The sequence below is a fragment of the Microbispora sp. GKU 823 genome, from assembly GCF_002027145.1.
GTDB classification, from domain to species: domain Bacteria; phylum Actinomycetota; class Actinomycetes; order Streptosporangiales; family Streptosporangiaceae; genus Microbispora; species Microbispora siamensis.
In genome coordinates this window covers 22,994-42,246 of sequence record NZ_MWJN01000015.1, presented here as the reverse complement: position 1 = coordinate 42,246, position 19,253 = coordinate 22,994, and the positions used below count along the sequence as shown (strand labels likewise).

At 72.3% G+C, this 19,253-nt stretch carries 21 protein-coding genes and 1 pseudogene; 8 read left to right on the top strand and 14 right to left on the bottom strand.

Translation table 11 applies throughout. The features are described 5' to 3' along the window. Positions 1-31: 31 nt before the first annotated feature. The gene (locus tag B1L11_RS10970) at positions 32-340 is read right to left on the bottom strand and encodes a chorismate mutase family protein (protein ID WP_030509683.1); all 309 of its coding nucleotides are present in this window, start codon (positions 338-340) and stop codon (positions 32-34) included. 532 nt (positions 341-872) lie between these two features. Further along, a complete protein-coding gene (locus tag B1L11_RS48050; protein WP_218671024.1) occupies positions 873-1,037 on the bottom strand; it encodes a hypothetical protein in 165 nt (54 codons plus the stop codon). Positions 1,038-1,285: 248 nt separating this feature from the next. Here B1L11_RS48050 and B1L11_RS48045 point away from each other — a divergent pair, with 248 nt between their 5' ends. Beyond that, positions 1,286-2,026 carry an acetyl-CoA carboxylase biotin carboxylase subunit family protein gene (locus tag B1L11_RS48045; RefSeq protein ID WP_218671023.1) on the top strand — a complete coding sequence of 247 codons (741 nt, stop codon included), beginning with the start codon at positions 1,286-1,288 and terminating at the stop codon, positions 2,024-2,026. Between the two features lie 191 nt (positions 2,027-2,217). On the opposite strand, the gene B1L11_RS48040 is transcribed toward B1L11_RS48045, so the two are convergent. The 3 genes from B1L11_RS48040 to B1L11_RS10955 all read right to left on the bottom strand — a co-directional run bounded on the left by B1L11_RS48040 (position 2,218) and on the right by B1L11_RS10955 (position 6,241). Further along, positions 2,218-3,006 carry a hypothetical protein gene (locus B1L11_RS48040; RefSeq protein ID WP_218671022.1) on the bottom strand — a complete coding sequence of 263 codons (789 nt, stop codon included), beginning with the start codon at positions 3,004-3,006 and terminating at the stop codon, positions 2,218-2,220. A 116-nt stretch (positions 3,007-3,122) separates the two neighbouring features. Beyond that, on the bottom strand, positions 3,123-4,850 hold the full coding sequence (locus B1L11_RS48035; RefSeq protein WP_218671021.1) for a discoidin domain-containing protein: 1,728 nt from the start codon (positions 4,848-4,850) through the stop codon (positions 3,123-3,125). A gap of 260 nt (positions 4,851-5,110) precedes the next feature. Then, on the bottom strand, positions 5,111-6,241 hold the full coding sequence (locus B1L11_RS10955) for an ROK family protein (RefSeq protein ID WP_239108639.1): 1,131 nt from the start codon (positions 6,239-6,241) through the stop codon (positions 5,111-5,113). Positions 6,242-6,491: 250 nt separating this feature from the next. Between B1L11_RS10955 and B1L11_RS10950 the strand changes: the two genes are divergently transcribed. Both B1L11_RS10950 and B1L11_RS10945 read left to right on the top strand, forming a co-directional pair. Further along, complete coding sequence (locus B1L11_RS10950; protein WP_079314423.1) at positions 6,492-6,743, top strand: type II toxin-antitoxin system Phd/YefM family antitoxin; 252 nt, start codon at positions 6,492-6,494, stop codon at positions 6,741-6,743. Further along, the gene (locus tag B1L11_RS10945; protein WP_079314372.1) at positions 6,728-7,135 is read left to right on the top strand and encodes a PIN domain-containing protein; all 408 of its coding nucleotides are present in this window, start codon (positions 6,728-6,730) and stop codon (positions 7,133-7,135) included. Before B1L11_RS10950 ends, B1L11_RS10945 begins: the two co-directional genes overlap by 16 nt. 24 nt (positions 7,136-7,159) lie before the next feature. Here the strand turns inward: B1L11_RS10945 and B1L11_RS10940 are convergent, their stop codons facing one another. The 5 genes and pseudogenes from B1L11_RS10940 to B1L11_RS50295 form a co-directional block, all read right to left on the bottom strand. Continuing rightward, a complete protein-coding gene (locus B1L11_RS10940) occupies positions 7,160-8,239 on the bottom strand; it encodes a nitronate monooxygenase (protein WP_306291631.1) in 1,080 nt (359 codons plus the stop codon). An 11-nt stretch (positions 8,240-8,250) separates the two neighbouring features. After that, positions 8,251-9,237, bottom strand: coding sequence for a lyase family protein (locus B1L11_RS10935; protein ID WP_256862419.1), 987 nt, complete (start codon positions 9,235-9,237; stop codon positions 8,251-8,253). 11 nt (positions 9,238-9,248) lie between these two features. Beyond that, the gene (locus B1L11_RS50305) at positions 9,249-9,629 is read right to left on the bottom strand and encodes a lyase family protein (protein WP_256862410.1); all 381 of its coding nucleotides are present in this window, start codon (positions 9,627-9,629) and stop codon (positions 9,249-9,251) included. Further along, complete coding sequence (locus B1L11_RS50300) at positions 9,626-10,723, bottom strand: hypothetical protein (RefSeq protein ID WP_256862422.1); 1,098 nt, start codon at positions 10,721-10,723, stop codon at positions 9,626-9,628. Before B1L11_RS50300 ends, B1L11_RS50305 begins: the two co-directional genes overlap by 4 nt. A 400-nt stretch (positions 10,724-11,123) precedes the next feature. Next, positions 11,124-11,594 (bottom strand): annotated as a pseudogene (locus tag B1L11_RS50295) (FAD/NAD(P)-binding protein); the annotation flags it as partial. Between the two features lie 162 nt (positions 11,595-11,756). Between B1L11_RS50295 and B1L11_RS10925 the strand changes: the two are divergent. Next, positions 11,757-12,698, top strand: coding sequence for a LysR family transcriptional regulator (locus B1L11_RS10925; RefSeq protein WP_079314371.1), 942 nt, complete (start codon positions 11,757-11,759; stop codon positions 12,696-12,698). 25 nt (positions 12,699-12,723) lie between these two features. Here B1L11_RS10925 and B1L11_RS10920 read toward each other — a convergent pair whose 3' ends face one another. Beyond that, positions 12,724-13,371, bottom strand: coding sequence for a DsbA family protein (locus B1L11_RS10920; protein ID WP_079314370.1), 648 nt, complete (start codon positions 13,369-13,371; stop codon positions 12,724-12,726). A gap of 171 nt (positions 13,372-13,542) precedes the next feature. Between B1L11_RS10920 and B1L11_RS10915 the strand changes: the two genes are divergently transcribed. Then, entirely contained in the window at positions 13,543-14,319 is a 777-nt protein-coding gene (locus B1L11_RS10915) for an isocitrate lyase/phosphoenolpyruvate mutase family protein (RefSeq protein ID WP_079314369.1), read from the top strand. 15 nt (positions 14,320-14,334) lie between these two features. Here B1L11_RS10915 and B1L11_RS10910 read toward each other — a convergent pair whose 3' ends face one another. Continuing rightward, positions 14,335-14,763, bottom strand: coding sequence for a TIGR03668 family PPOX class F420-dependent oxidoreductase (locus tag B1L11_RS10910; RefSeq protein ID WP_079314368.1), 429 nt, complete (start codon positions 14,761-14,763; stop codon positions 14,335-14,337). 89 nt (positions 14,764-14,852) lie between these two features. Between B1L11_RS10910 and B1L11_RS10905 the strand changes: the two genes are divergently transcribed. Beyond that, positions 14,853-15,272, top strand: a complete 420-nt coding sequence (locus B1L11_RS10905) for a ClpX C4-type zinc finger protein (RefSeq protein ID WP_179155080.1) — start codon at positions 14,853-14,855, stop codon at positions 15,270-15,272. A gap of 6 nt (positions 15,273-15,278) precedes the next feature. Here B1L11_RS10905 and kynU read toward each other — a convergent pair whose 3' ends face one another. Further along, on the bottom strand, positions 15,279-16,517 hold the full coding sequence (kynU, locus tag B1L11_RS10900) for a kynureninase (protein ID WP_079314421.1): 1,239 nt from the start codon (positions 16,515-16,517) through the stop codon (positions 15,279-15,281). Between the two features lie 262 nt (positions 16,518-16,779). Here kynU and B1L11_RS10895 point away from each other — a divergent pair, with 262 nt between their 5' ends. Next, complete coding sequence (locus tag B1L11_RS10895; protein WP_079314366.1) at positions 16,780-17,532, top strand: GntR family transcriptional regulator; 753 nt, start codon at positions 16,780-16,782, stop codon at positions 17,530-17,532. A gap of 114 nt (positions 17,533-17,646) precedes the next feature. Then, positions 17,647-17,859 (top strand): hypothetical protein, encoded by a 213-nt coding sequence (locus B1L11_RS10890; RefSeq protein WP_079314365.1) that lies wholly within the window; start codon positions 17,647-17,649, stop codon positions 17,857-17,859. A 165-nt stretch (positions 17,860-18,024) separates the two neighbouring features. Here the strand turns inward: B1L11_RS10890 and B1L11_RS10885 are convergent, their stop codons facing one another. After that, positions 18,025-19,161 (bottom strand): hypothetical protein, encoded by a 1,137-nt coding sequence (locus B1L11_RS10885; RefSeq protein WP_079314364.1) that lies wholly within the window; start codon positions 19,159-19,161, stop codon positions 18,025-18,027. Positions 19,162-19,253 lie beyond the last annotated feature (92 nt).

Below are 19,253 nucleotides of genomic sequence, written 5' to 3'. Positions count from 1 at the left end.
GGAATAGCCGGGTGAGCCGCCGGCGCCGCGTTCACCGAGCGGCGACATCGCCGATCACCAGGTCCTCGACCCTGCAGGTCTCCGCGATGACGAGTTCGTAGAGGCGGCGCAGGAAATCGGGGTCGATTCCGTGGTCCTGCGCGTATCGGGCGGCCCGCCGCTGCACGATGCCGATGCGGTGGGGCTGCATCATCGGGACGTTGTGCTCGCGCTTGAAATGCGCGATTTCCACGCAGCACTCGATGCGCCTGCGCAGTGTGTCGAGCAGCGACTCGTCGATACGGTCGAGCGAGGCCCGCAGCGTCTCCAGACCGTCTTCTCCGGCGCCGTTGCCAGCCATGTGAACAGCCCTCCAATCGGGGGTGCACGGATGTTCCGGCCCTCTCGGGCTAATGCCCCTCCCGCCAATCTTTGCCCCGTCGCGTCGCCCAGAGCGGCACCTCGCTGCGTTGTCGTCGTCGCTCGTAGCTCCGCTACGAGCTCCTCCTCCGCCTTGCGATGCACCACTCTGGACACCGCTCCGTTCGGGCAAATCTTGGCGGTCGCGGCACTAATTCAGGATTCGATCCGGCGCGCATTTGTCACAACCCCTAACGGCCCCACAGCACAGCCGGACAATCCGGGATGACCTCGGACTTCTCGGTACCCCCGAGGCCGCGTGGACGAAGAGCGGCCGGCGACCCCGGTTCACCCCTATCGGGAAACGGCTCATCCCGAATGATCGGGAAATTTCATTGACCGTCCGAAAATGGGGGAACTAATCTCCGATCGCGAAGTGCCTGTGAGCACGTGCGAGAAACGGCGGTGACGAAAGTGAAACCTCGAGCATTCGTACTTACCGGATCATTCCTGGTGATCTGCCGGGCCCCTCTTTATCTGCGCGAACTGTCCCGCCGGGGGCTGCGGATCCTCGTGGTCACGCCGGCCTCCTGGCGGGAGCAGGCCCTGGCCCAGATGCGCGATCCCTCGCACCCGGCCTCGGTCATCGAGGAGATCGCCTTCACCGACGGCGACGTCAACACGGACAACTCGTTCACCGCGGGCGTGATCTCCGGCGTACGGGCCTGGCGGGACCGCTACGACATCGCCGGCGTCTACGCGGTGGGCGAGACGCTGGTCGAGCCGACCGGCCTGCTCGCCGACGCCCTGGGGCTGCCCTCCCCCGGCCTCCGGGCCACCCGCGCCTGCCGCAGCAAGTACCTCCAGCGGTGGTACCTGCCGGAGTTCAGCCCGGCCTCGGTGGTCGTCCCCCCCGGCCGCGCGCGCGACGTTCTCCGACGCCGGCGTGTCGTTCCCCGCCGTGGTCAAGCCCGCGAGCCGGCACTCCAGCTCCGGCGTGGAGACCGTGCGCGACCCGGCCGAGCTGCGCGCCCAACTCGACGCGTACCTGCCGCACGAGACGGTGCTGGTGGAGGAGAAGGTGACGGGCCAGGAGTTCTCCGTGGAGAGCCTGGTGCAGGACGGCCGGGTCGTCTTCGCCTCGGTGACCCGCAAGGAGACGACCGAGTCGGGCACCCGCACCTTCGTCGAGCTGTCCCACTCGGTCCCGAACGAGCTCGACGGCGTGAACGAGGTCATCCTCGACGCCAACCGGCGCATGCTCGAACGGCTGGCCTTCGGAAGCGGCATCGCGCACGCCGAGTGGCGGGTGGACGGCGCGGGACGGACCTACCTGATGGAGGTGGCCGCGCGCACTCCCGGCGACGGCCTGTCGATCCTCTACTCGCTCGCGACCGGCGTCCCGATGGAGCCGGAAATCATCCGCATCGCCCTCGGGGAGCCCGCCGCCTATCCCGCGCCGCGCCGGTACGCCCGCCAGGTCTACCTGGAGCACGAGCCCGGGCTGCTCGGCGACGTGACGGTGGACTGGCCGGGGATCTCACCGGCCTGGGTGGGCGAGGGCGGCCTGTGGCCCGAGATCGAGCCCGGCGCCCAAACGACCCGCCCACCCTGCGTGCCGTGCTCGTGCTCAAGGACCGGGGCGCCGAGCTCGGGCCGCTGCACAGCTCGGACGACCGCGCCGTGACGTTCCTCATCGACGCGGCCACCCCGTCCGAGCTGGACGAGCTCGAAATGCGCGTACGGCACGCCGTGCGGATCCACACGCTCGCCCCCGAACCCGCCGGCGCCCGGATGTGACGGTCCCCGTGAACGCGCGAGGCGCGGCGGGAGGCGATGAGCCTCCCGCCGCGCCCGCTTGTCAGGGGGTGTGGACCGTCAGGGGTAGCTGACCACGTTGACCGGGACGGTGGCCGTGCCCTGGGCCGGGCCGCCCGTGTCGTTGATGACGTGGGCGATCGTCCCCACGCCGCCCAGCGACACCGTGAGCAGGTCGTGGAACTTCACGCCCGACCTGTTGGGGGCCTCGAAGCCGCGCTCGGCCACGATCGAGGGGTCGGTGCTGAAGTTGCAGTAGCTGCCCATGCCCCAGGCCTCGTGGCTGGTCACGCCGTCGGCCACCTTGTAGGCGGCGTAGCCCCGGGTCGAGCCGTTCATCCAGGACGCCTGGTTGGGCGGGTCGTAGGGCAGCTCGTTCTGGAAAAAGATCGTCTTGCCGCCCTGGCCGTTCCAGATCACCTCGTACTTCTTGTAGTGCTCGACGAACAGGCCGTACGCGGTGACGTTGTCGCCGTTGACGATCAGGCCGGTGTCGGCGGGGTTGGTGTTCCAGCCCACGCCCGCGCCGTGGTCGGCCCGCCACGCCCAGATGTGGTCGATGATCGTGTTGTTGCTGTTCACCACCAGGCTGGTCGTGGCCGAGCCGGGTCCCGCGCCGCCGATCCGGAAGAACACGTCCTGGATCGAGGTGGGGTTGGCGGCGTGGCTCGCGGACGCGCCGTCGGGGCCGACCCGCAGCAGCACCGGCGAGTTGACCGTGCCGGCGTCGAAGAGCAGACCGCCGATCTTCACGCCGTCGACGTCGGCGACGTTCATCGCGACGACCCCGTTGTCCGGGATCAGCGTGGCGTAGCCGAGCCCGAGGACCACCGTGTCGGCCCGGGTCACGTTCAGCGTCTGGTCGAGGTGGTAGACGCCGGGCGTGAACAGCAGGTTCAGGCCCTGGCTCAGCGCCTGGTTGAGCGTGGCGGCGCTGTCGGACGGCTTGGCGACGTAGAACTGCGTCAGCGGGATCGACGTGCCGGGGTCGCGCCGTTCGCCCAGCTCACGCCGCTGGAGTTCGTCCGCAGCGACGGGACGAACACGCGGTAGGCGCCGCCCGAGTCCACGTACAGGTACGGCTTCTCGCGGGTGACCGGGCTGGTCGCGAGCGTCGTGTACGGCGGGTTCGGGAAGCTCTGCGCCGGAGCGCCGACGACACCGGAGAACACCATGTTCCAGACGCCGTTGGTCCAGCCGCCGATGGTGCTGTCGCGGGTGAACCACTGCTGCTGGGAGTACGGGCCGACCGTGCCGTCGATCTTGCTGTCGGCGATGTAGCCGCCGCTGGCCCAGCCGTACCCGTTGGGGGCGAGGTTCAGGCCGCCGCGCACGTGGATCCGCCGGAACGGCGCGGCCTGGGCCACGGCCCACCGGTCGGTGCCGTTGACCGGGACGACCGCCAGGTTCTCCGCCGACCGCCAGAAGTTCTGGGTGGCGTTGCCGTTGAACCACCCGGCGTCGACGGTGATGTCCCCGTTGATCGTCACGTTGTCGGGCGACTGGCCGAGACCGGCGATCGAGGTGTAGAAGCCGATCTGGGCGTTGAGGCCGCTGTAGGTGCCCGGCTTGAACAGCAGCGCGTAGCGCTGGCTGCCGAACTGGTTCGACTCCTGCTGCTTGAAGATGGTGTCGAGCGTGCTCTGGATGCTCGCGCTCGACATCGACGGGTCGAAGACCTTCACGTTCGGCCCGAGGTCGCCGCCGCCAGGGAGATTGGGGCCGCCGTCGTCACCGCCGGTGGTGTTCACGGCGAACTCCCAGAGCGAGTAGCCGTACGCGGTGGCGCGGGTGAGCCCGTACATCCGGACATAGCGGCCGGTCGCCGACACGTCGAGCGACTGCGTCCCGCTCACGCCGTTCACCGTGGCCGTCGCGTCCGACCAGGCCGAACCGTCCGGCGAGACCTGGATCTTGAACGTCTTCGCGTAGGCGGCCTCCCAGTTCAGGATCACCTTGCAGATCTGCTGCGAGCTGCCGAGATCCACCTGGATCCACTGCGGGTCGCTGAACGCGCTCGACCACCGGGTGCCGGTGTTGCCGTCGAAGGCGGCGGACGCCGGGGACGCGGCGTTCTCGGTGGAGGAGGCCGACGACGGCCTGCCCTGCGCGACGTTCGCGGTGCCGCAGGTGGTCCCGCCGCCGGAGGCGACGTTGACGGCGAACTCCCAGAGCGAGTAGCCGTACGCGGTGGCGCGGGTGAGGCCGTACATCCGGACGTAGCGGCCGGTGGCCGTCAGGTCGAGCGACTGCGTCCCGCTCGCGCCGTTCACCGTGGCGGTCGCGTCCGACCAGGCCGAGCCGTCGGCCGACACCTGGATCTTGAACGTCTGGGCGCGGGCGGCCTCCCAGTTGAGCACGACCCGGCAGATCTGCTGCGAGCTGCCCAGGTCGACCTGGATCCACTGCGGATCGCTGAACGCGCTCGACCAGCGGGTGGAGGTGTCGCCGTCGAACGCGGCCGACGCCGGCGTTCCGGCGTTCTCCGTGGAGGAGGCCGACGACGGCCTGCCCTGCGCGACGTTGGTCGTGCCGCAGGCCGCCGCCGCGGCGCTGTAGGTGGCGGGGACGACTCCGGTCACGGCCGCGAAGGTGGACAGCGCGACGAGCGCGGCGGCGACCAGGCCGGAGCGTCTGCGCCGCCGGCGCAGTCGTCCGGGCGCGGGTGAGGCGGGGAGGAGGGAGGCATGCACGTCTCCTTGGTGCGGAGCCCCTCGGGCGAGGGTCGGGGGATGAGAGAGGTCCAGCGGCATGAGCGTGCGCCTGCGGCTCCGCTTATGTCAAGGCTTAGTTCACGATCAGAAATATCTATTGACCGTTTCTGTAACAGTGGTGGTACTCTCCCTTGGAGAGCGCTCTCCCAGTCCTGAACGCACGAGCAGGGAGACCGATGTCGAGGACGTCCGGCGTCACCGGTCGCGTGCGGGGTCTTTCCGCACGGCTTGCCCTGCCGTCAGCCGGCGGCGGTGATCCTGGCCACCTGGGGCGCGTTCAGGAACTCCTCCAGGACCAGCGTGGCGGCCCCCAGCGCGACGGCGTCGGGACCGAGGCGGCCGAGGACGATCGACGTCGCGGCGTACGGCTCGGCCAGCGAGTTGGCCGCGGTGGCGCGGCGGATGTCGGGCAGCAGGCTCTCGCCGAGCTGGACCCCCACCCAGCCGCCGATCACGATCTTCTCGGGGTTGATCAGGTTGACCAGGTTGGCCAGGCCGACGCCCAGGTAGGTGACGGTCTCCTCGACCACCGGGGACTTCGACGCCAGCACGCCGGCGAGGTCCTCCTCCCAGTCGCCCCGCGAGGTGACGCCCGCCCGGTCGAGAATGGCCTCGATCCCGACGTACGCCTCAAGGCAGCCGCGTCCGCCGCAGCGGCAGGGCCGCCCGTTCGCCACGATCTTCGTGTGGCCCCACTCGCCCGCGCTGCTGCTGACCCCGCGGAACGTGGTGCCGTCGGCCACGATGGTCGCGCCGACTCCCACGCCGAGCAGCACGATGACCGCTTCCGAGGCGCCCCGGCCCGAGCCGAACCACAGCTCGGCCTGGCCCATCGTCTTGGCGCCGTTGTCCACGTACAGCGGGAGCGAGGTCCCGCGCCGCAGGAGCGCTCCAAGCGGAACGCCGTCCCAGCCGAAGGTCTTGGCGTGGATGACGCCGTCGGCGCCCGGCTCGACGATGCCGGGAACCCCCACGCCGATGCCGAGCACCTGCTCGGGGGACACGCCCGCGTCCGACAGCACGACCTCGACCCCCGCGAGGATGTGCCGGGCGACCAGTTCGGGGTCGTGGCGGGCCGGCCGCAGCATGTAGTCCACCTTGGCCCGCTCGGTCATCTCCAGGTCGAACAACCCCACCCGGACGTGCGTCTCGGCCACGTCGACGCCCACCGCGAAGCCGTACTCGGGGTTGACCCGCAGCAGCACGCGGGGCCGGCCGCCGTCGGACTCCACCTGGCCGGCCTCGACGACGATGTTCTCGCCCAGCAGGTCGGCGGTCATCGTGCTGACCGTGGCGGCGCTCAGGCCGGTGCGCGCGGTGAGGTCGTTGCGGCTGGTCGGGCCGGAGAAGTAGAGCGCGCGCAGCAACACGGCCCGGTTCCCTCTGCGGATGTCCCGTACCGTCCTACGCTGAGGCCTCGCCATGACCCACCCTCCCCGTCGCGACAGGGTCATCTTAGTTCAGAGGCGAAAACAAGCACCTCCGCCCTCTGCCGGCCTCTTCACGGTCGCATCTCCGGGTTACCCGCCCATTAAGCCGCCGTATCGCCTCGCTCTTCCTCCGACCCTTGAACGAACGACCACACGGCCCCTCCTCAGATAATCTGATTCCATGAAGGTGATGACCGCAACCGAGGCCTCGCGGAACTTCGCGGCCGTCCTGGACGAGGCCGAGCACGGAGAGACGATCGTCGTGACCCGCGGAGGCAAGCGGATCGCGGTGATCGGTCCCGCACCCGTCGCACCGGGGCGGATGGTTAAGGCGTTCCTGGCCGGAAGCGCCGGAACCCTCGACGCGGAGTTCGAGGCCGACGTCGCGGCGGCGCGGGAGAGCATCCGGGACGAGATGAGGACCACGTGGCCCGACGCCTGATCCTCGACACCGGCGTCCTGATAGCGGCAGAGCGGGGCAGAGCCGAGGTGGACTCCGTCATCGGCGACGCCGACGACGTGGCCGTCGCCGCGATCACCATCGCCGAGTTGCTCGTCGGCGTGGAACTGGCCGATCCGGCACGACGTCCGGCCCGGCAGGCGTTCGTGGACCAGGTCCTCGCGCTGATCCCCGTCGAGGAGTACACGACCGACGTCGCCAGGGTCCATGCGCGACTGATGGCACACGTGCGGCGCGAGGGCAAGACGCGCGGCGCCTACGACCTGCTGATCGCGGCGACGGCGGCGGCCACCGCCCGAACCGTGGTCACGATGGACTCGTCCGCGGTCTTCGACGATCTGCCGGGGGTGCGGGCGCAGGTCGTGCCCCGCTGAGCGCGAGCCACGCACGGGTGGCGGTCAGGCGCGGGCGGCCGCGAGTTCCTTCATGAGGGTCTCGACGAGGGCGGCGGCGGGGAGGTCGCGGCAGCGGCGGTATCCCCGGCCGCACCACAGGGCCATCGCCTCGGGGTCGCCGTGCTCCGCCGCCGCCCGGCGCAGCCCCTTCGTGAGGTGGTGCACCTGCGGGTAGTACGCGGGCGCCGACGCCTCGTGCTCGGCCATGAACCGGTTGGCCAGGCCGCGTGCCGTACGTCCGGAGAAGGCCCGGGTGAACGCGGTGCGGGTGAACCGGGGATCGGCGAGGGCGGCCTTGTGCACGGGGTGCGCCCCGCTCTCCGGGGTGCGCAGGAAGGCGGTGCCCAGTTGCGCCGCGACCGCGCCCGCGGCGAGGACGGCGGCGACGTCCGCGCCGTCCATGATTCCCCCGGCGGCCACGAGCGGCACGTCGGTCGCCTCCCGCACGAGGGCCACGAGTTCCGGCAGGTCGTCCGGCGCCTCCCAGGAGGGCGGCGGGGGCAGGAAGGCCGCCTGGTGCCCGCCCGCTCCGGAGCTCTGGACGACCACGGCGTCGGCGCCGGCCTCGGCCGCCGCGACCGCCTCCCACGGAGTGTTCACCATGATCATGATCACGGCACCGGCGTCGTGGAGGCGGGCCGTCACCTCGGGCGGCGGGCAGCCGAAGGTGAAACCGGCCACCGGCACCCGTTCGTCCACCAGCAGGTCGATCTTGGCGTCCCACTCGTCGTCGTCCCACGCGGGGGCCTCCGGCAGCGTCACGCCGTACCGCTCGGCCTCGGGGGCGAGCTCCTCGCGATAGCGGGCCACCGCCGCGGCGGCACCCGGCTCCTCCCGGACGTCCCCGGAACCGGGGAAGAAGGCGGGGACGAAGACGCTCACGCCGAACGGCCGGTCCGTCCGCTCACGCACCGCCGCGATCTCCCGGCGCACGTCCTGCGCCGTACGGTAGCCCGCCGCGAGGAACCCGAGGCCGCCCGCCCCGGACACCGCCGCCGCCAGGGCCGGGGTGGATCCGCCGCCCGCCATGGGGGCCTGGATGATCGGGCTCGACGGCCCGAAGGGAAGGGCGCGACCGGTCACGCGAGACCTCCTCACTCGTCTGGACAGCAGCGTAGAACGCGGTCGACGAGCGCTCCGGCGGCCCCCGTGTACTCGGCGGGGTCGAACAGCCCGGCCAGGTCCAGCCCCTCGGGCACGGGCAGGAGTTCCTCCAGCACCTCGGCCACGGGACGCCCGGTCTCGGCCGAGATCGCGGACGCCTCCCCGAGCAGCCGCTTGGCGGCGCCCTTCCCGAGGACCGGCGCGAGCACGGCGGCCGCCCGTTCCGTGACGGTCAGGCTGCCGGTGAGCGCGAGGTTGGCCCGCATGCGCTCGGGGAACGCGACGAGTCCCTCGGCCAGTTCGGCCGTCACGGCGGCGGCCCCGCCGACCAGCCGCAGGCACTCGCGCAGCGGCTGCCACTCGGCGTGCCAGGCGCCCGCGGGCCGTTCGTCCTCGGCGAGCAGGCACTGGTGGAGACTCGCGGCGAGCGCGGGCACCTGGATCGCCGCCGACCGGACGAGGGTGGCGAGGACCGGGTTGCGCTTGTGCGGCATCGCCGACGACACGCCCCGGCCGGGGGCGGCCGGCTCCACGATCTCGGCCACCTCGGTGCGCGACAGCGACTGCACGTCCACGGCGATCTTCCCGAGCACCCCCGACGTGAGGGCGAGCGCCCCGGCGAGGTCGGCGATCGGGACCCGCAGGACGTGCCAGGGGACCACCGGCTCGGCCAGCCCCACCTCGGCGGCGAACGCGGCGATCAGCCGCTCCGGGTACGCCCCGGGGTCGGGCACCCCGGCGATCCGCGCGTACTCCACGTAGCCCGCCAGCGTGCCGGCCGCGCCGCCGAGCTCGGCGGGCAGCTCCGCGCGCACCCGGCGCAGCCGCACCAGGGCGGCCCGTACGGCGTGCAGCCACCCGGCCGCCTTCAGGCCGAACGTGGTGGGCACCGCCTGCTGGGTCAGCGTGCGGCCCGGCATCAACGTGTCGCGGTGCCGCGCCGCGAGCCCCGCGAGCGCGGTCGCGGCCCGGTCCAGGTCGACGGTGATCAGGTCGAGGGTCCGGACGCCACCAGCATGGCGGCCGTGTCCATGATGTCCTGGCTCGTGGAGCCGCGGTGCACGTACTCGGCCGCGGCCGGGTCCACCACCGCCACGGCGGCCGTCAGGTCCTCGACCAGCGCCACGACGGGGTTGGCCGCCTCGCGGGCGTGCAGGGCCAGGGCCGCCAGGTCGAGGTTGCCCGCCTCCGCCACCTTGCCGATCGTCTCCGCGGCCTCCATCGGGACGACCCCCAGCCGGGCCTGCGCGCGGACCAGGGCGGCCTCCGCGTCGAGCATCGCGCGCAGCCACGCGCCGTCGCCGGTCGCCCGCTCCGCCGCCGAACCCACCCGTACCGGGGACAGCAGGCCCAGATCGAGGTCGCTCATCGGACGCCCGTCCGCGTCGCGCCGCAGGAGGCGGCGAGAGCCGTACGCGGGCCGGCGGGCACGCGGGCGGCGCGGTGGCGCGGAAGGGCCCGCGCGGGCGTCAGCGCGAGGACGCTGCGGGCGATGGCGTCGGAGTCGCCCAGGATCACGGAGTTCACCCCCGGCCGCACGCCCGCGGCCGTCACCCAGTGGACCGACTCGGTGGGCACGCCGTACGCGAACCGGCGCGGGTGGGCCCGGCCGTCCGCGTCCAGGAGCCGGTAGGGCCGGCGGGTGACCGCGAGGCCGCCCGTCTCGTGGCCGTCCTCGCCACGCCGCCCGCCGATCACGTACGCCCGGCACTGCCCGGTGCCGAGCAGGTGGCGCAGCAGGGGGTCGGCCGTGCGCCGCAGGTCGATCTCGGGCAGGCGCGCCTCGACGAGCACCCTGGCCCGTACGGCGGAGCCCGGCACGGCGGCCGACTCGGCCTCGAAGGCGCCGTCACGGGCGTGGACCCGCATGTCGGGGCCGACGACGGTCAGCACGCCCGCCTCGATGAGCGCGATCATCTGCTCGACCCGCTCGGCCGGCGGCCCGATGGACAGGAACGCGTTGAGCGGCGTGTACCACCGGTCGAGGTCGTCGCGGTGCGACCGCCCGGTGAGCCCGCCGTGGTCGACCACCTGCCTGACCTCGTTGCGCAGGTCGCGCAGCACGTCGAGGGCCGCCTTCAGCGGTCCGCTGACGTTGCCCTCGCGGGCCTGCGCCAGGTCGGTGCGCAGGTAGGCGGTCAGCCACTCGCGGAAGTCGTCCGGCCCGCCGAAGCCGATCCCCCGGTACGGCTCTGCCACGCGCTCCCAGTCCCACCGCAGCGCCGGGCCGATGCCGAAGGCGTCCAGCACCATGGCCTCCCCCGCGTCGCCCCACGCGTGGGCGAGGTAGGCGGTGCGGAAGCGGCCGGCCATGCACGCGCAGTCCCGCCGCGCCAGGAGGGTGGCGTAGTAGACGGTCTCCACCTCCTTGGCGATCAGCGGCCACAGGTCGGCGCGGAAGTCGAGCCCGCCGCGGGCGGCCGAGCGCGCGGCCAGCGACTCGATCCTGCTCGGCGTGAGCACCAGAGGCTCGTGCCTGCCCTCGACGCCCTTCTGGTTCTCCCCCCGGGACTGGTACCGGGATGCCCCGGCGCGATCCGGCGTACAGGCGGGGCTCGCGGCCGGAGGGCCGGTAGACGAGGCGGCCCGCCTCGTCGCGCTCGAACCGGCCGCCGCGGCCGAGCGTCAGCAGGGCCATGTGGTCGAAGAAGTTGAGCCCGAGCCCGCGGAGCACCACCGCCTCCCCCGGCCGTACGGCGCTCAGGTCGGCGTCGGCGGGGTTGGCGGGCGGCACGTGGACCAGGCCGTGGGCGGCGGCGTACGCGGCCGCCTCCCGCTCGGCGGCCGACGGCTCCACCGGCAGGTGCCCCTGGGCCAGGACCACCGCGTCGAGCGCGCCGAGCACGGTGCCGTCCTCGAGCACCACCCGCTGCGCGCCGGTGCCGGGCACGTCGTCGAGCGCGGTCGCCCGCGTGGCGTGCACCCGCACCTCCACCTGCCGGGGCGCCCGCGCGACCACCCGCTCGAACACCCAGCGCAGGTAGCGGCCGTAGAAGGCGCGGGTGGGGTAGGTGTCGGGCCCGAGCCGCCGCGCCTCGGCGAGCACGTCCTCCGTGACGCCCTCGGGCGGGAGCCCGCTGTCCGCGAAGAGCACCAGGTGCCGCGCCCACTCGTACAGGCTGGGGCCCGTCTCCAGCGGCCCCCGGATGTCGACGCTGGGATCGGTGAAGAGCGTGACCTGCGAGGCGACGGTGTTCATGAGCAGCTGGCCCGGCTGGTCGGTGCGCCACACCTGCCCGGCCCCCGGCGGGTACGGATCCACGACGTGCAGCAGGACGCGGGCCCGCGGCGGCAGCCGCCGCGCGTTGGCGCACAGCCGCTCGATCACCGACATCCCGCGCGGCCCCGCTCCGATCACGCACACCTCGAACGGCCGGGTCGATCGTGTTGTGGTCATCCGCTCCTCCAGTTCCCCTCGGGTCGTGAGTCGAGGATGCGGCAGCGGAGCCCTCGTGAGGTATGTCACATTTGGCGAGGCGGTGTTAAGCATTGCTTCATGCACGATGTGACGCGCCTTGCGGCGCTGGTGGCGGTCGCCGAGGCCGGTTCCATCACCCGGGCCGCCGCCCGCCTCGGTTACACGCCGCCCGCGCTGTCGCAGCAGATCGCCAAGCTGGAGCGGGAGGCCGGAGCCGTACTCGTGATCCGGCACCGTCGCGGCGCCACGCTCACGGCGGCCGGCGATCTGCTGGTGGAGCACGCCCGGCGGGTGCTCGACGAGCTGGAACGGGCGCGGCACGGCCTGGCCGCGCTCGCCGGCCTGTCCGGCGGCCACATCACGATCGGCACGTTCACGACCGCCGGCATCCACCTGTTGCCGCCGGTCCTCGCGGCGTTCCGGCGGGCCCACCCCGCCGTGGAGGTGAATGTGAGGGAGTACGAACCGCCGTCCGGGCTGCCCGCGCTGGCGGCGGGCGAGGCGGATCTCGTGCTCACGCACACCTACGAACATCAGCCCGCCCCCGCGTTGCCCTCGGGGGTCACCGTCGAGGCGCTGCTGGTGGAGGAGCTGGTACTGGTGGCCGCCCCCGGGCACGCGCTCACCGATCCGGCCGAGCCGCTGCCGTGGCCGGAGCTCGCCGGCCGGCCGCTGATCAGCGGCTCGCGCGGGCTGGCCAACCGGGAGGCGCTGGAGGCGCTGTTCCGCCGCGAGGGGCTGACGCCGCCCGTCGTGGCGTACGAGACGGGCAACTACGGCATGTCGTGCGCCCTGGCCAGCGGGGGGATGGGCCTCGCCCTCGTGCCGAGGACCGTGGCCGAGCTGGCGGAGAACCCCCTCGGCGTACGGCGCCTCGCCCCGCCGGGCCTGCACCGGACGATCAGCCTGGCCAGGCGGTCCGACGACAGGTCCCCCGCGCTGGCGACCATGCGTTCGCTGTTCAGGAGCACGGGCAAGGCGGCGCCCCGGCGGCCCCCGGAGGAGGAGCCGCCGAGGTGACGGGCGCCGCCCGGCCGCGAGTGTGTCAGTCGAATTCGGGGTCGGTGTTACGGCTGCGCTTGATCTCGTAGAAGTAGGGGAACTTCGCCATGGCGACGGCGCCGTCGAAGATGCGGGCGGCCTCCTCGCCCCGCGGGATGCGGGTCATCACCGGGCCGAAGAACGCCACGCCGTCGATGTGGATCGTGGGCGTGCCCACCTCGTCGCCGACCGGGTCCATGCCCTCGTGGTGCATCCGGCGCAGGGCCTCGTCGTACTCGTCGGTGCCGGCGGCGTCGGCCAGTTCGACCGGCAGCCCGACCTCGGCGAGCGCCTCCTTGGCCACCACCCCGTAGTCCTTGTTGTCCTGGTTGTGGATGCGGGTGCCCATCGCGGTGTACAGGTCGCGCAGCACGCCCTCGCCGTGGTGCTGCGCGGCGGCGATGCACACCCGGACCGGGCCGCGCCACCTGGGCACCGCCTCGCGGTAGAAGTCGGACAGGTCCTTCTTGTTCTCGTTCAGCACGGAAAGGCTCATCACCCGGAACCGCAGGTCGATGTCGCGCTGCTTCTCGACCTCCAGGATCCACCGCGAGGTGACCCAGGCGAAGGGGCAGACGGGGTCGAAGTAGAAGTCCACTCGGGGACGGCTGTCCGCCCCGGCCTGGTCGGCGGCGCTGTCGATGTCGCTCATGAAACTCTCCTGACGAGATGGGGTCGGGGGATCGGGGGGCCGGTTTCGCGAGCGTATCCAATGGCAGGAGGGCCACGACACCGGACTCGACCCCTCAAACCACCGGCGGTTTCCCCTGATTACCGGGCAACCGGTGGCGTTCCTGCCTGCCGGGCTCTCTAGTGTGTCCATATGGCTGACATCCACGAGAAGGCGGCGGCCCTGCGGGCGCTCCACGTGCCCGGCGACCCCGTCGTGCTGCCCAACGCCTGGGACGCCGCGTCGGCGCGCGCCGTCGAGGCGGCGGGATTCCCCGCCGTCGCCACCGGAAGCGCCGCCGTCGCCGCCGTCCTGGGCTACGAGGACGGGCACGACACGCCGGTGGACGAGATGTTCGCGGCCGTGGCCCGCATCACCCGGACCGTGACGGTCCCCGTCACCGCCGACGTCGAGCGCGGCTACGGCCTTGAGCCCGCCGAGCTCGTCGAACGGCTCGCCGCCGCGGGCGCCGTGGGCTGCAACCTGGAGGACTCCGACCCGGCGACCGGAGCGCTGATCGACCCCGGTGAGCAGGCGGACTTCCTGGCCGCCGTACGGGCGGCGGCGGCCGAGGCCGGAACCGGCCTCGTGATCAACGCCCGCGTGGACACCTTCATCCACGGCTCGGGGACCCCAGGCGAGAGGCTCGCGGAGGCGCTCGACCGGGGCGGCCGCTACCTCAAGGCGGGCGCCGACTGCGTCTACCCGATCCTCGCGAGCGACCCCGAGGTGATCGGCACGCTCGCCCGGGAGATCGGCGGCCCGATCAACGTGCTGTTCCGGCCCGGTGTGCCGGCCATCCGCGACCTCGCGGCCCTCGGCGTCGCCAGGGTCAGCTTCGGTCCCGGCATCCACCGCGCCGCCCAGGCGTTCACGGCCCGCATGCTCGACACGATCGCCCGGGGAGACGACCCCTTCCCGGCCGCCTGACCAGGCCTTTCCTGGCTATACCTCGCCGTACGACCAGCCCGACCAGCGATCGACCCGGACGAGGATCGCGGGCCCGGCCGGGGGACGCTCGCGATACTGGGCGTACTTGCGCACCAGCCACGCCACGGCCCGCTCACGCTCGTCGCCGCCCTCCACGACGTGGGCGTGCCCGTCGGCGCGCACCCACCACAGCCGTTCCCAGTCGTCCTCGTAGTGGTCGGCCAGCAGGCAGACGCGGGGATTATCGCGGATGTCGCGCAGCCGCCGCAGGTCGGTGGTGGCCTTCGGCTTGTGGTCCACCGCCGTCACCACGGTGCCCTTCTCGCCGTCCGGCAGCACGGCGAACGTGACGGGGACGAGCCGCGGCGCGCCCTCGGCTCCCGCCGTCGCGAGGCGGGCCACCCGGGCCGCCTCGAACAGCTCCCGCGCCCGCCCCTCGGGCATTCTCACCGGCCCAGCCTACGCAGCGTGAGCCCCCGGTCGCGCCCCGGGCGCGCTTGATCGTCTTTGTACGGCGGCCTATGGTGTCCGCCATGGAGGCATCTGAGTTACTCGAGCGAGCCCGCTCGCGCGCATCCGACCCCGAAGACCCCCTCGAAGTCCTGTCCGCCGCGATCGCCCTGTGCCGGGAACTGCCCGGCGAACCGGGCGGCGAGGTGGACGCCCTGCTCGACCTCGCGGTGTGCCGGGCCCGTGAGGCCGGCACGTCCTGGACCGCCATCGGTGAGCGGTTCTGGTACATCAGGCGGAGCACGCGCAGGCGTTTCACGCCCGCCTTCGCCCACCGGCACCTGGTCAACCGCCGCATGAAGCGCGACGCCGCCTGCTCTTTCTGCCGCAGGCCGCCGGGCCCTCGCGTCCACATGGTCCACGGCGAGGCCGGGCGCATCTGCGACCGCTGCGTGGCACTGGCCGGAGACATCGTCGCCGGGCTGGCCCGCCGCGGCCGTTGACGCAGGTCAGGTGACGGTGAGCCGCCGCGCGTAGCGCTCGTCCCGCCACAGCTCCTTGCCGAGCACCTCGGCCAGCGCCGTCGCCGCGTCGTACACGTCGACGTAGCGCAGGTACAGCGGGGCGAAGCCGAACCGGACGAAGTCCGGCTCGCGGTAGTCGCCCACCACCCCCCGGTCCGCGAGCGCGCGCACCACGGGGTAACCCTGCGGGTGAAGGTAGCTGACCTGGCTTCCCCGCCGCTCCGGGTCGCGCGGGGTGGCCAGGGTCAGCCCGAGCCCGGGATCGACGAGATCGTCGAGCAGATCGATGAACAGCGAGGTCAGGGCCACGCTCTTGGCTCTGACCTCGCTCAGGTCCACCCGCTCCCATATGTCGAGGGACGCGTTCAGCGCGGCGTACGACAGGATGGGCGGGCTGCCCGTGGCGAATCGGCGCACACCGGGCGCGGGGCGGTAGTGCGGTTCGAAGTCGAAGGGCGCGGCGTGGCCGTGCCAGCCCGACAGCACGTTGTGGACGGCGTCCTGGTGGCGCGGCGCGACGTACAGGTAGGCGGGGGCGCCGGGCCCGCCGTTCAGGTACTTGTAGGTGCAGCCGACGGCGAAGTCCGCCTCGCCGACCCGCACGGGCAGCGCACCGGCGCTGTGGCACAGGTCCCAGACCATGAGGGCGCCGGCCGCCCGGACCAGCTCCGTCACCGCCGCCATGTCCCTGGCCGCGCCGGTCCGGTAGTCCACGTGCGACAGCAGCACGAGCGCGACGTCCTCGCCGAGGGCGTCCTCCAGCGAACGGCCGGTCTCGCCGATGTCCCGGATCTCGTACGCGCCGAGCGCCCGGGCGGCGCCCTCCACGACGTACCGGTCCGTGGGGAAGTTGTCGAGATCGGAGACGATCACACGGCGGCCGGGCCGCAGCGGAAGGGCGGCGGTCACCACCTTGAAGATGTTCACCGAGGTGGAGTCGCCGGCCAGCACGTCGCCGGGGCGTGCGCCGATCAGCGGCGCGATGCGGTCGCCGGTGCTCTGCGGCATGTCCCACCAGCCGGCGGTGTTCCAGCTCGCCCCGAGATGCACCCCCCATTCGGTCTCGACCGTGTGGGCCACCCGTTCCGGCGTACGCCTGGGCAGCGCGCCGAGCGAGTTGCCCAGCAGGTAGACGACCCCCGGAGGCAGCGAGAACTCGTCCCGGAACCCCCCGAGCGGGTCCTTGGCGTCGAGGTCCTGGCATTCGGCACGGCTGAGAACCATCGGCAACTCCTTCGTCACCGCATTATGTACCGAAATATCCGATCTTGTCGTGATGGCGATGACGGAGCGTTCCCGGTGCCGGCAATACCGGAGGGGACCGTTCCACGGTAGCGGACGGCTATAACCCCCAGAGATCGCCACACCGGCACGATCAGCTCAAAGTAAGCACAAGACGCACCCAAGACTCTGTGCGATCGTGGACAAGACGGGGCAAGTTCTCTGGAGACGCCAAACCCCCGTTGGTGACAGAGGGTGATCAAACGTGACGGAAAGCCCGGTGCATCACGAGTCCCCGATCTATCGCCGCATCGCCGATCGGCTGCGCGATCAGATCCTGTCCGGAGCGCTCGGTGATGGGGACCGGCTACCGGGCGAAAACGCGCTCATGAAAGAGCACGGCGTCGCACGGGCCACGGCACGGCAGGCGCTCGCCGTGCTGATCAACGAAGGGCTGGCCGTGCCGAAGCGCGGATCGGGCGTGTACGTGCGCCTGTTTCGCCCCATCCGCCGCCACGGATCCCGCCGGCTCTCCCGGGAGCAGTGGGCCCAGGGCCTGGCCATCTGGGACTCCGACACCCGGGGGCGGTCGTACGTCGTGGACGAGGTGACCATCCTGCGCGAGCCGGCGAGCGAGCAGGTCGCCCGCGTGCTGGGCACCGGCGAGGTATGGGTGCGCCGGCGCCGCTACTCGGTGGACGGCCGTCCGGTGCAGCTCGCGGCCTCCCACTTTCCCGCCGATCTCGTGGAGGGCACGGCGGTCGTCCTGCCCGACACAGGTCCCGGCGGGGTGTACGCCCGGCTGGGCGAGCTCGGCCGGCCTCCCGTCCACTTCAGCGAGGAGGTGCGGGCGCGGATGCCGCTGCCCGGGGAGGCCGAGTCGCTGAACCTTCCGGCCGGCACGCCGGTGATCTCCGTCACCCGGGTGGCCTTCGCGGAAGGGGGCGTGCCGGTCGAGGTCAACGAGATGATCCTGGACGCGGCGTCGTATGTACTCCAGTACGACTTCGACGCCTAGGTCAAGAGGCAACGTTGACCTGACTGTCCCGATCATTGATTTCTCTAGAGATGTCCCGCACCTTGAGGAGGAGACGTCAAGAACACCGGGCATACGGCGAGGGAAGGTGTACGGATGTCCTTGGACCGACGCCTCGCCGAGATCGCCCGGGAGTTCCCGGAGTGGACGATCTGGCGGAGTGACGCGGGCCGGTGGTGGGCGACCCGGCACCACCCGCTCACCTCGGCGCAGCGGACGGCGGGATGCGCGATGACCATCGACGCCGACGAACCCGACGGACTGCGTGAGCTGTTGCGCGAGCAGGAGGCCCGCGCCGCCGATCCATGAGCGCGGAAGCCCCCGACCCGATCGGGGGCGGGGGCTTCCGCTACCAGTCCTCACCCGCTCCGTCCGAAGGCGGGCCAGTCTGAGGGCGAAGCAGTGCGATCTCGAAGCCTCGCACCGGCCCGGCACCCCGGCGCGGCACCCCGCGCGTGAAGCACCACGCCGGGCTCAGTTGTTGGCCACGGACTCCCCGTCCGGCAGGGCACGCCGCACGCGGCCGAGGTTGACGTCGGTGTCCTCGGGCGACGGCGTCGCGTCGTGGCCGTTCTCGTGGCGTCCGTCGTCCACGATCAGGACCGCGTCGTCCTCCTCGCCCTCGATCCGCCCCTGGCCCACGGCGTCATGCGCCTCGTGCCCGGACGGCGCGGCCTCCAAGGCCTGCCTCGGGTCCTCCTCGACCGGCTCGTGCGGCAGACCGTGCTGCTGGTCGTGCTGCAGATCGTGCTGCTGGCCGTGCTGCTGGTCCGGCGCGCCCGCGGCGATGGCGTGCACCTGCGGTGCGGGCGGCAGCACTGCGGCCTCGTCGATCAGCGGGCCGGCCGCGGCCTCTCGGTGCATCAGGTCGCCGAGCACCGAGCCGATCTCGTTGAGCCTGCGTACGACCTCCGCGTGGGTGTCGGTGAGGTAGGCCACCCGGCGGCCGGTGTGCTCGTCGAGAGCGTTCACCCGCTGCTGCGCCGCCGCGAGCATGGCCTCGGCCTGCCCGCGCGCCTCGACGAGCAGCCGCTCCGCCTCCATCCGGGCGACGGTGAGCTGCCGCTCCCCCTCGGCGCGGGCGGAGCGCAGGGTCTCCTCCGCCTCCGCGCGGGCCGTGCCCAGCGTCTCCTCCGCGTCCGCGCCCGCCTGCGCCAGCAGCCGCTCCGCCGTGGCGGTGGCGTCGGCGACGCGGCGCTCGGCCTCCTCCTGGGCGGCGGCCCTGATCGCGTCGGCCTGCTCACGCGCCGAGGTCACCAGCCGTTCGGCCTCGGCCGCCGAGGTCTCGCGCAGCATCCTGGCCTCCGCCTCGGACGCCTCCTTGTTGGCCGCCGCCTCCTCCTGCGCCAGCTTGAGTATCTGGCTCAGCCGCTCCCCCAGCTCGTCGGGGTTCTGCGGCGACTCCGCCATCCTCCGCCGCGCCTCGGCCAGCTCCAGGCGGCTCTGCTCCGCCTGGTCGATCGTGCGTGCGAGCCGTTCCTCCAGGTCCCGGATCTGGTTGCGGGTCCGGACCATGTAGTCGTGGACCTGCCTGCGGCTGTACCCACGCATCACGACTTCGAAGGAGTCGTCACTCATCAGGTCGGGGAAGTTGTCGGTCTGATTCGTCATGAGAAACCCTGGGGTTGGAGATAACGACGGTAACGCAGCCAGGACACGACTTTCCTGCTATCCGTCGCACATCGCAACCTGAACGCGTCAGG

Bases quoted from the DNA above. Each gene is read 5' to 3' on its own strand.
- B1L11_RS10970 (WP_030509683.1), bottom strand. From the start codon at position 340: ATGGCTGGCAACGGCGCCGGAGAAGACGGTCTGGAGACGCTGCGGGCC.
- B1L11_RS10950 (WP_079314423.1), top strand. From the start codon at position 6,492: ATGACCGCAACCGAGGCCTCGCGGAACTTCGCGGCCGTCCTGGACGAG.
- B1L11_RS50305 (WP_256862410.1), bottom strand. From the start codon at position 9,629: ATGAGCGACCTCGATCTGGGCCTGCTGTCCCCGGTACGGGTGGGTTCG.
- B1L11_RS10925 (WP_079314371.1), top strand. From the start codon at position 11,757: ATGCACGATGTGACGCGCCTTGCGGCGCTGGTGGCGGTCGCCGAGGCC.
- B1L11_RS10920 (WP_079314370.1), bottom strand. From the start codon at position 13,371: ATGAGCGACATCGACAGCGCCGCCGACCAGGCCGGGGCGGACAGCCGT.
- B1L11_RS10915 (WP_079314369.1), top strand. From the start codon at position 13,543: ATGGCTGACATCCACGAGAAGGCGGCGGCCCTGCGGGCGCTCCACGTG.
- B1L11_RS10910 (WP_079314368.1), bottom strand. From the start codon at position 14,763: ATGCCCGAGGGGCGGGCGCGGGAGCTGTTCGAGGCGGCCCGGGTGGCC.
- B1L11_RS10905 (WP_179155080.1), top strand. From the start codon at position 14,853: ATGGAGGCATCTGAGTTACTCGAGCGAGCCCGCTCGCGCGCATCCGAC.
- kynU (WP_079314421.1), bottom strand. From the start codon at position 16,517: ATGGTTCTCAGCCGTGCCGAATGCCAGGACCTCGACGCCAAGGACCCG.
- B1L11_RS10890 (WP_079314365.1), top strand. From the start codon at position 17,647: ATGTCCTTGGACCGACGCCTCGCCGAGATCGCCCGGGAGTTCCCGGAG.
- B1L11_RS10885 (WP_079314364.1), bottom strand. From the start codon at position 19,161: ATGACGAATCAGACCGACAACTTCCCCGACCTGATGAGTGACGACTCC.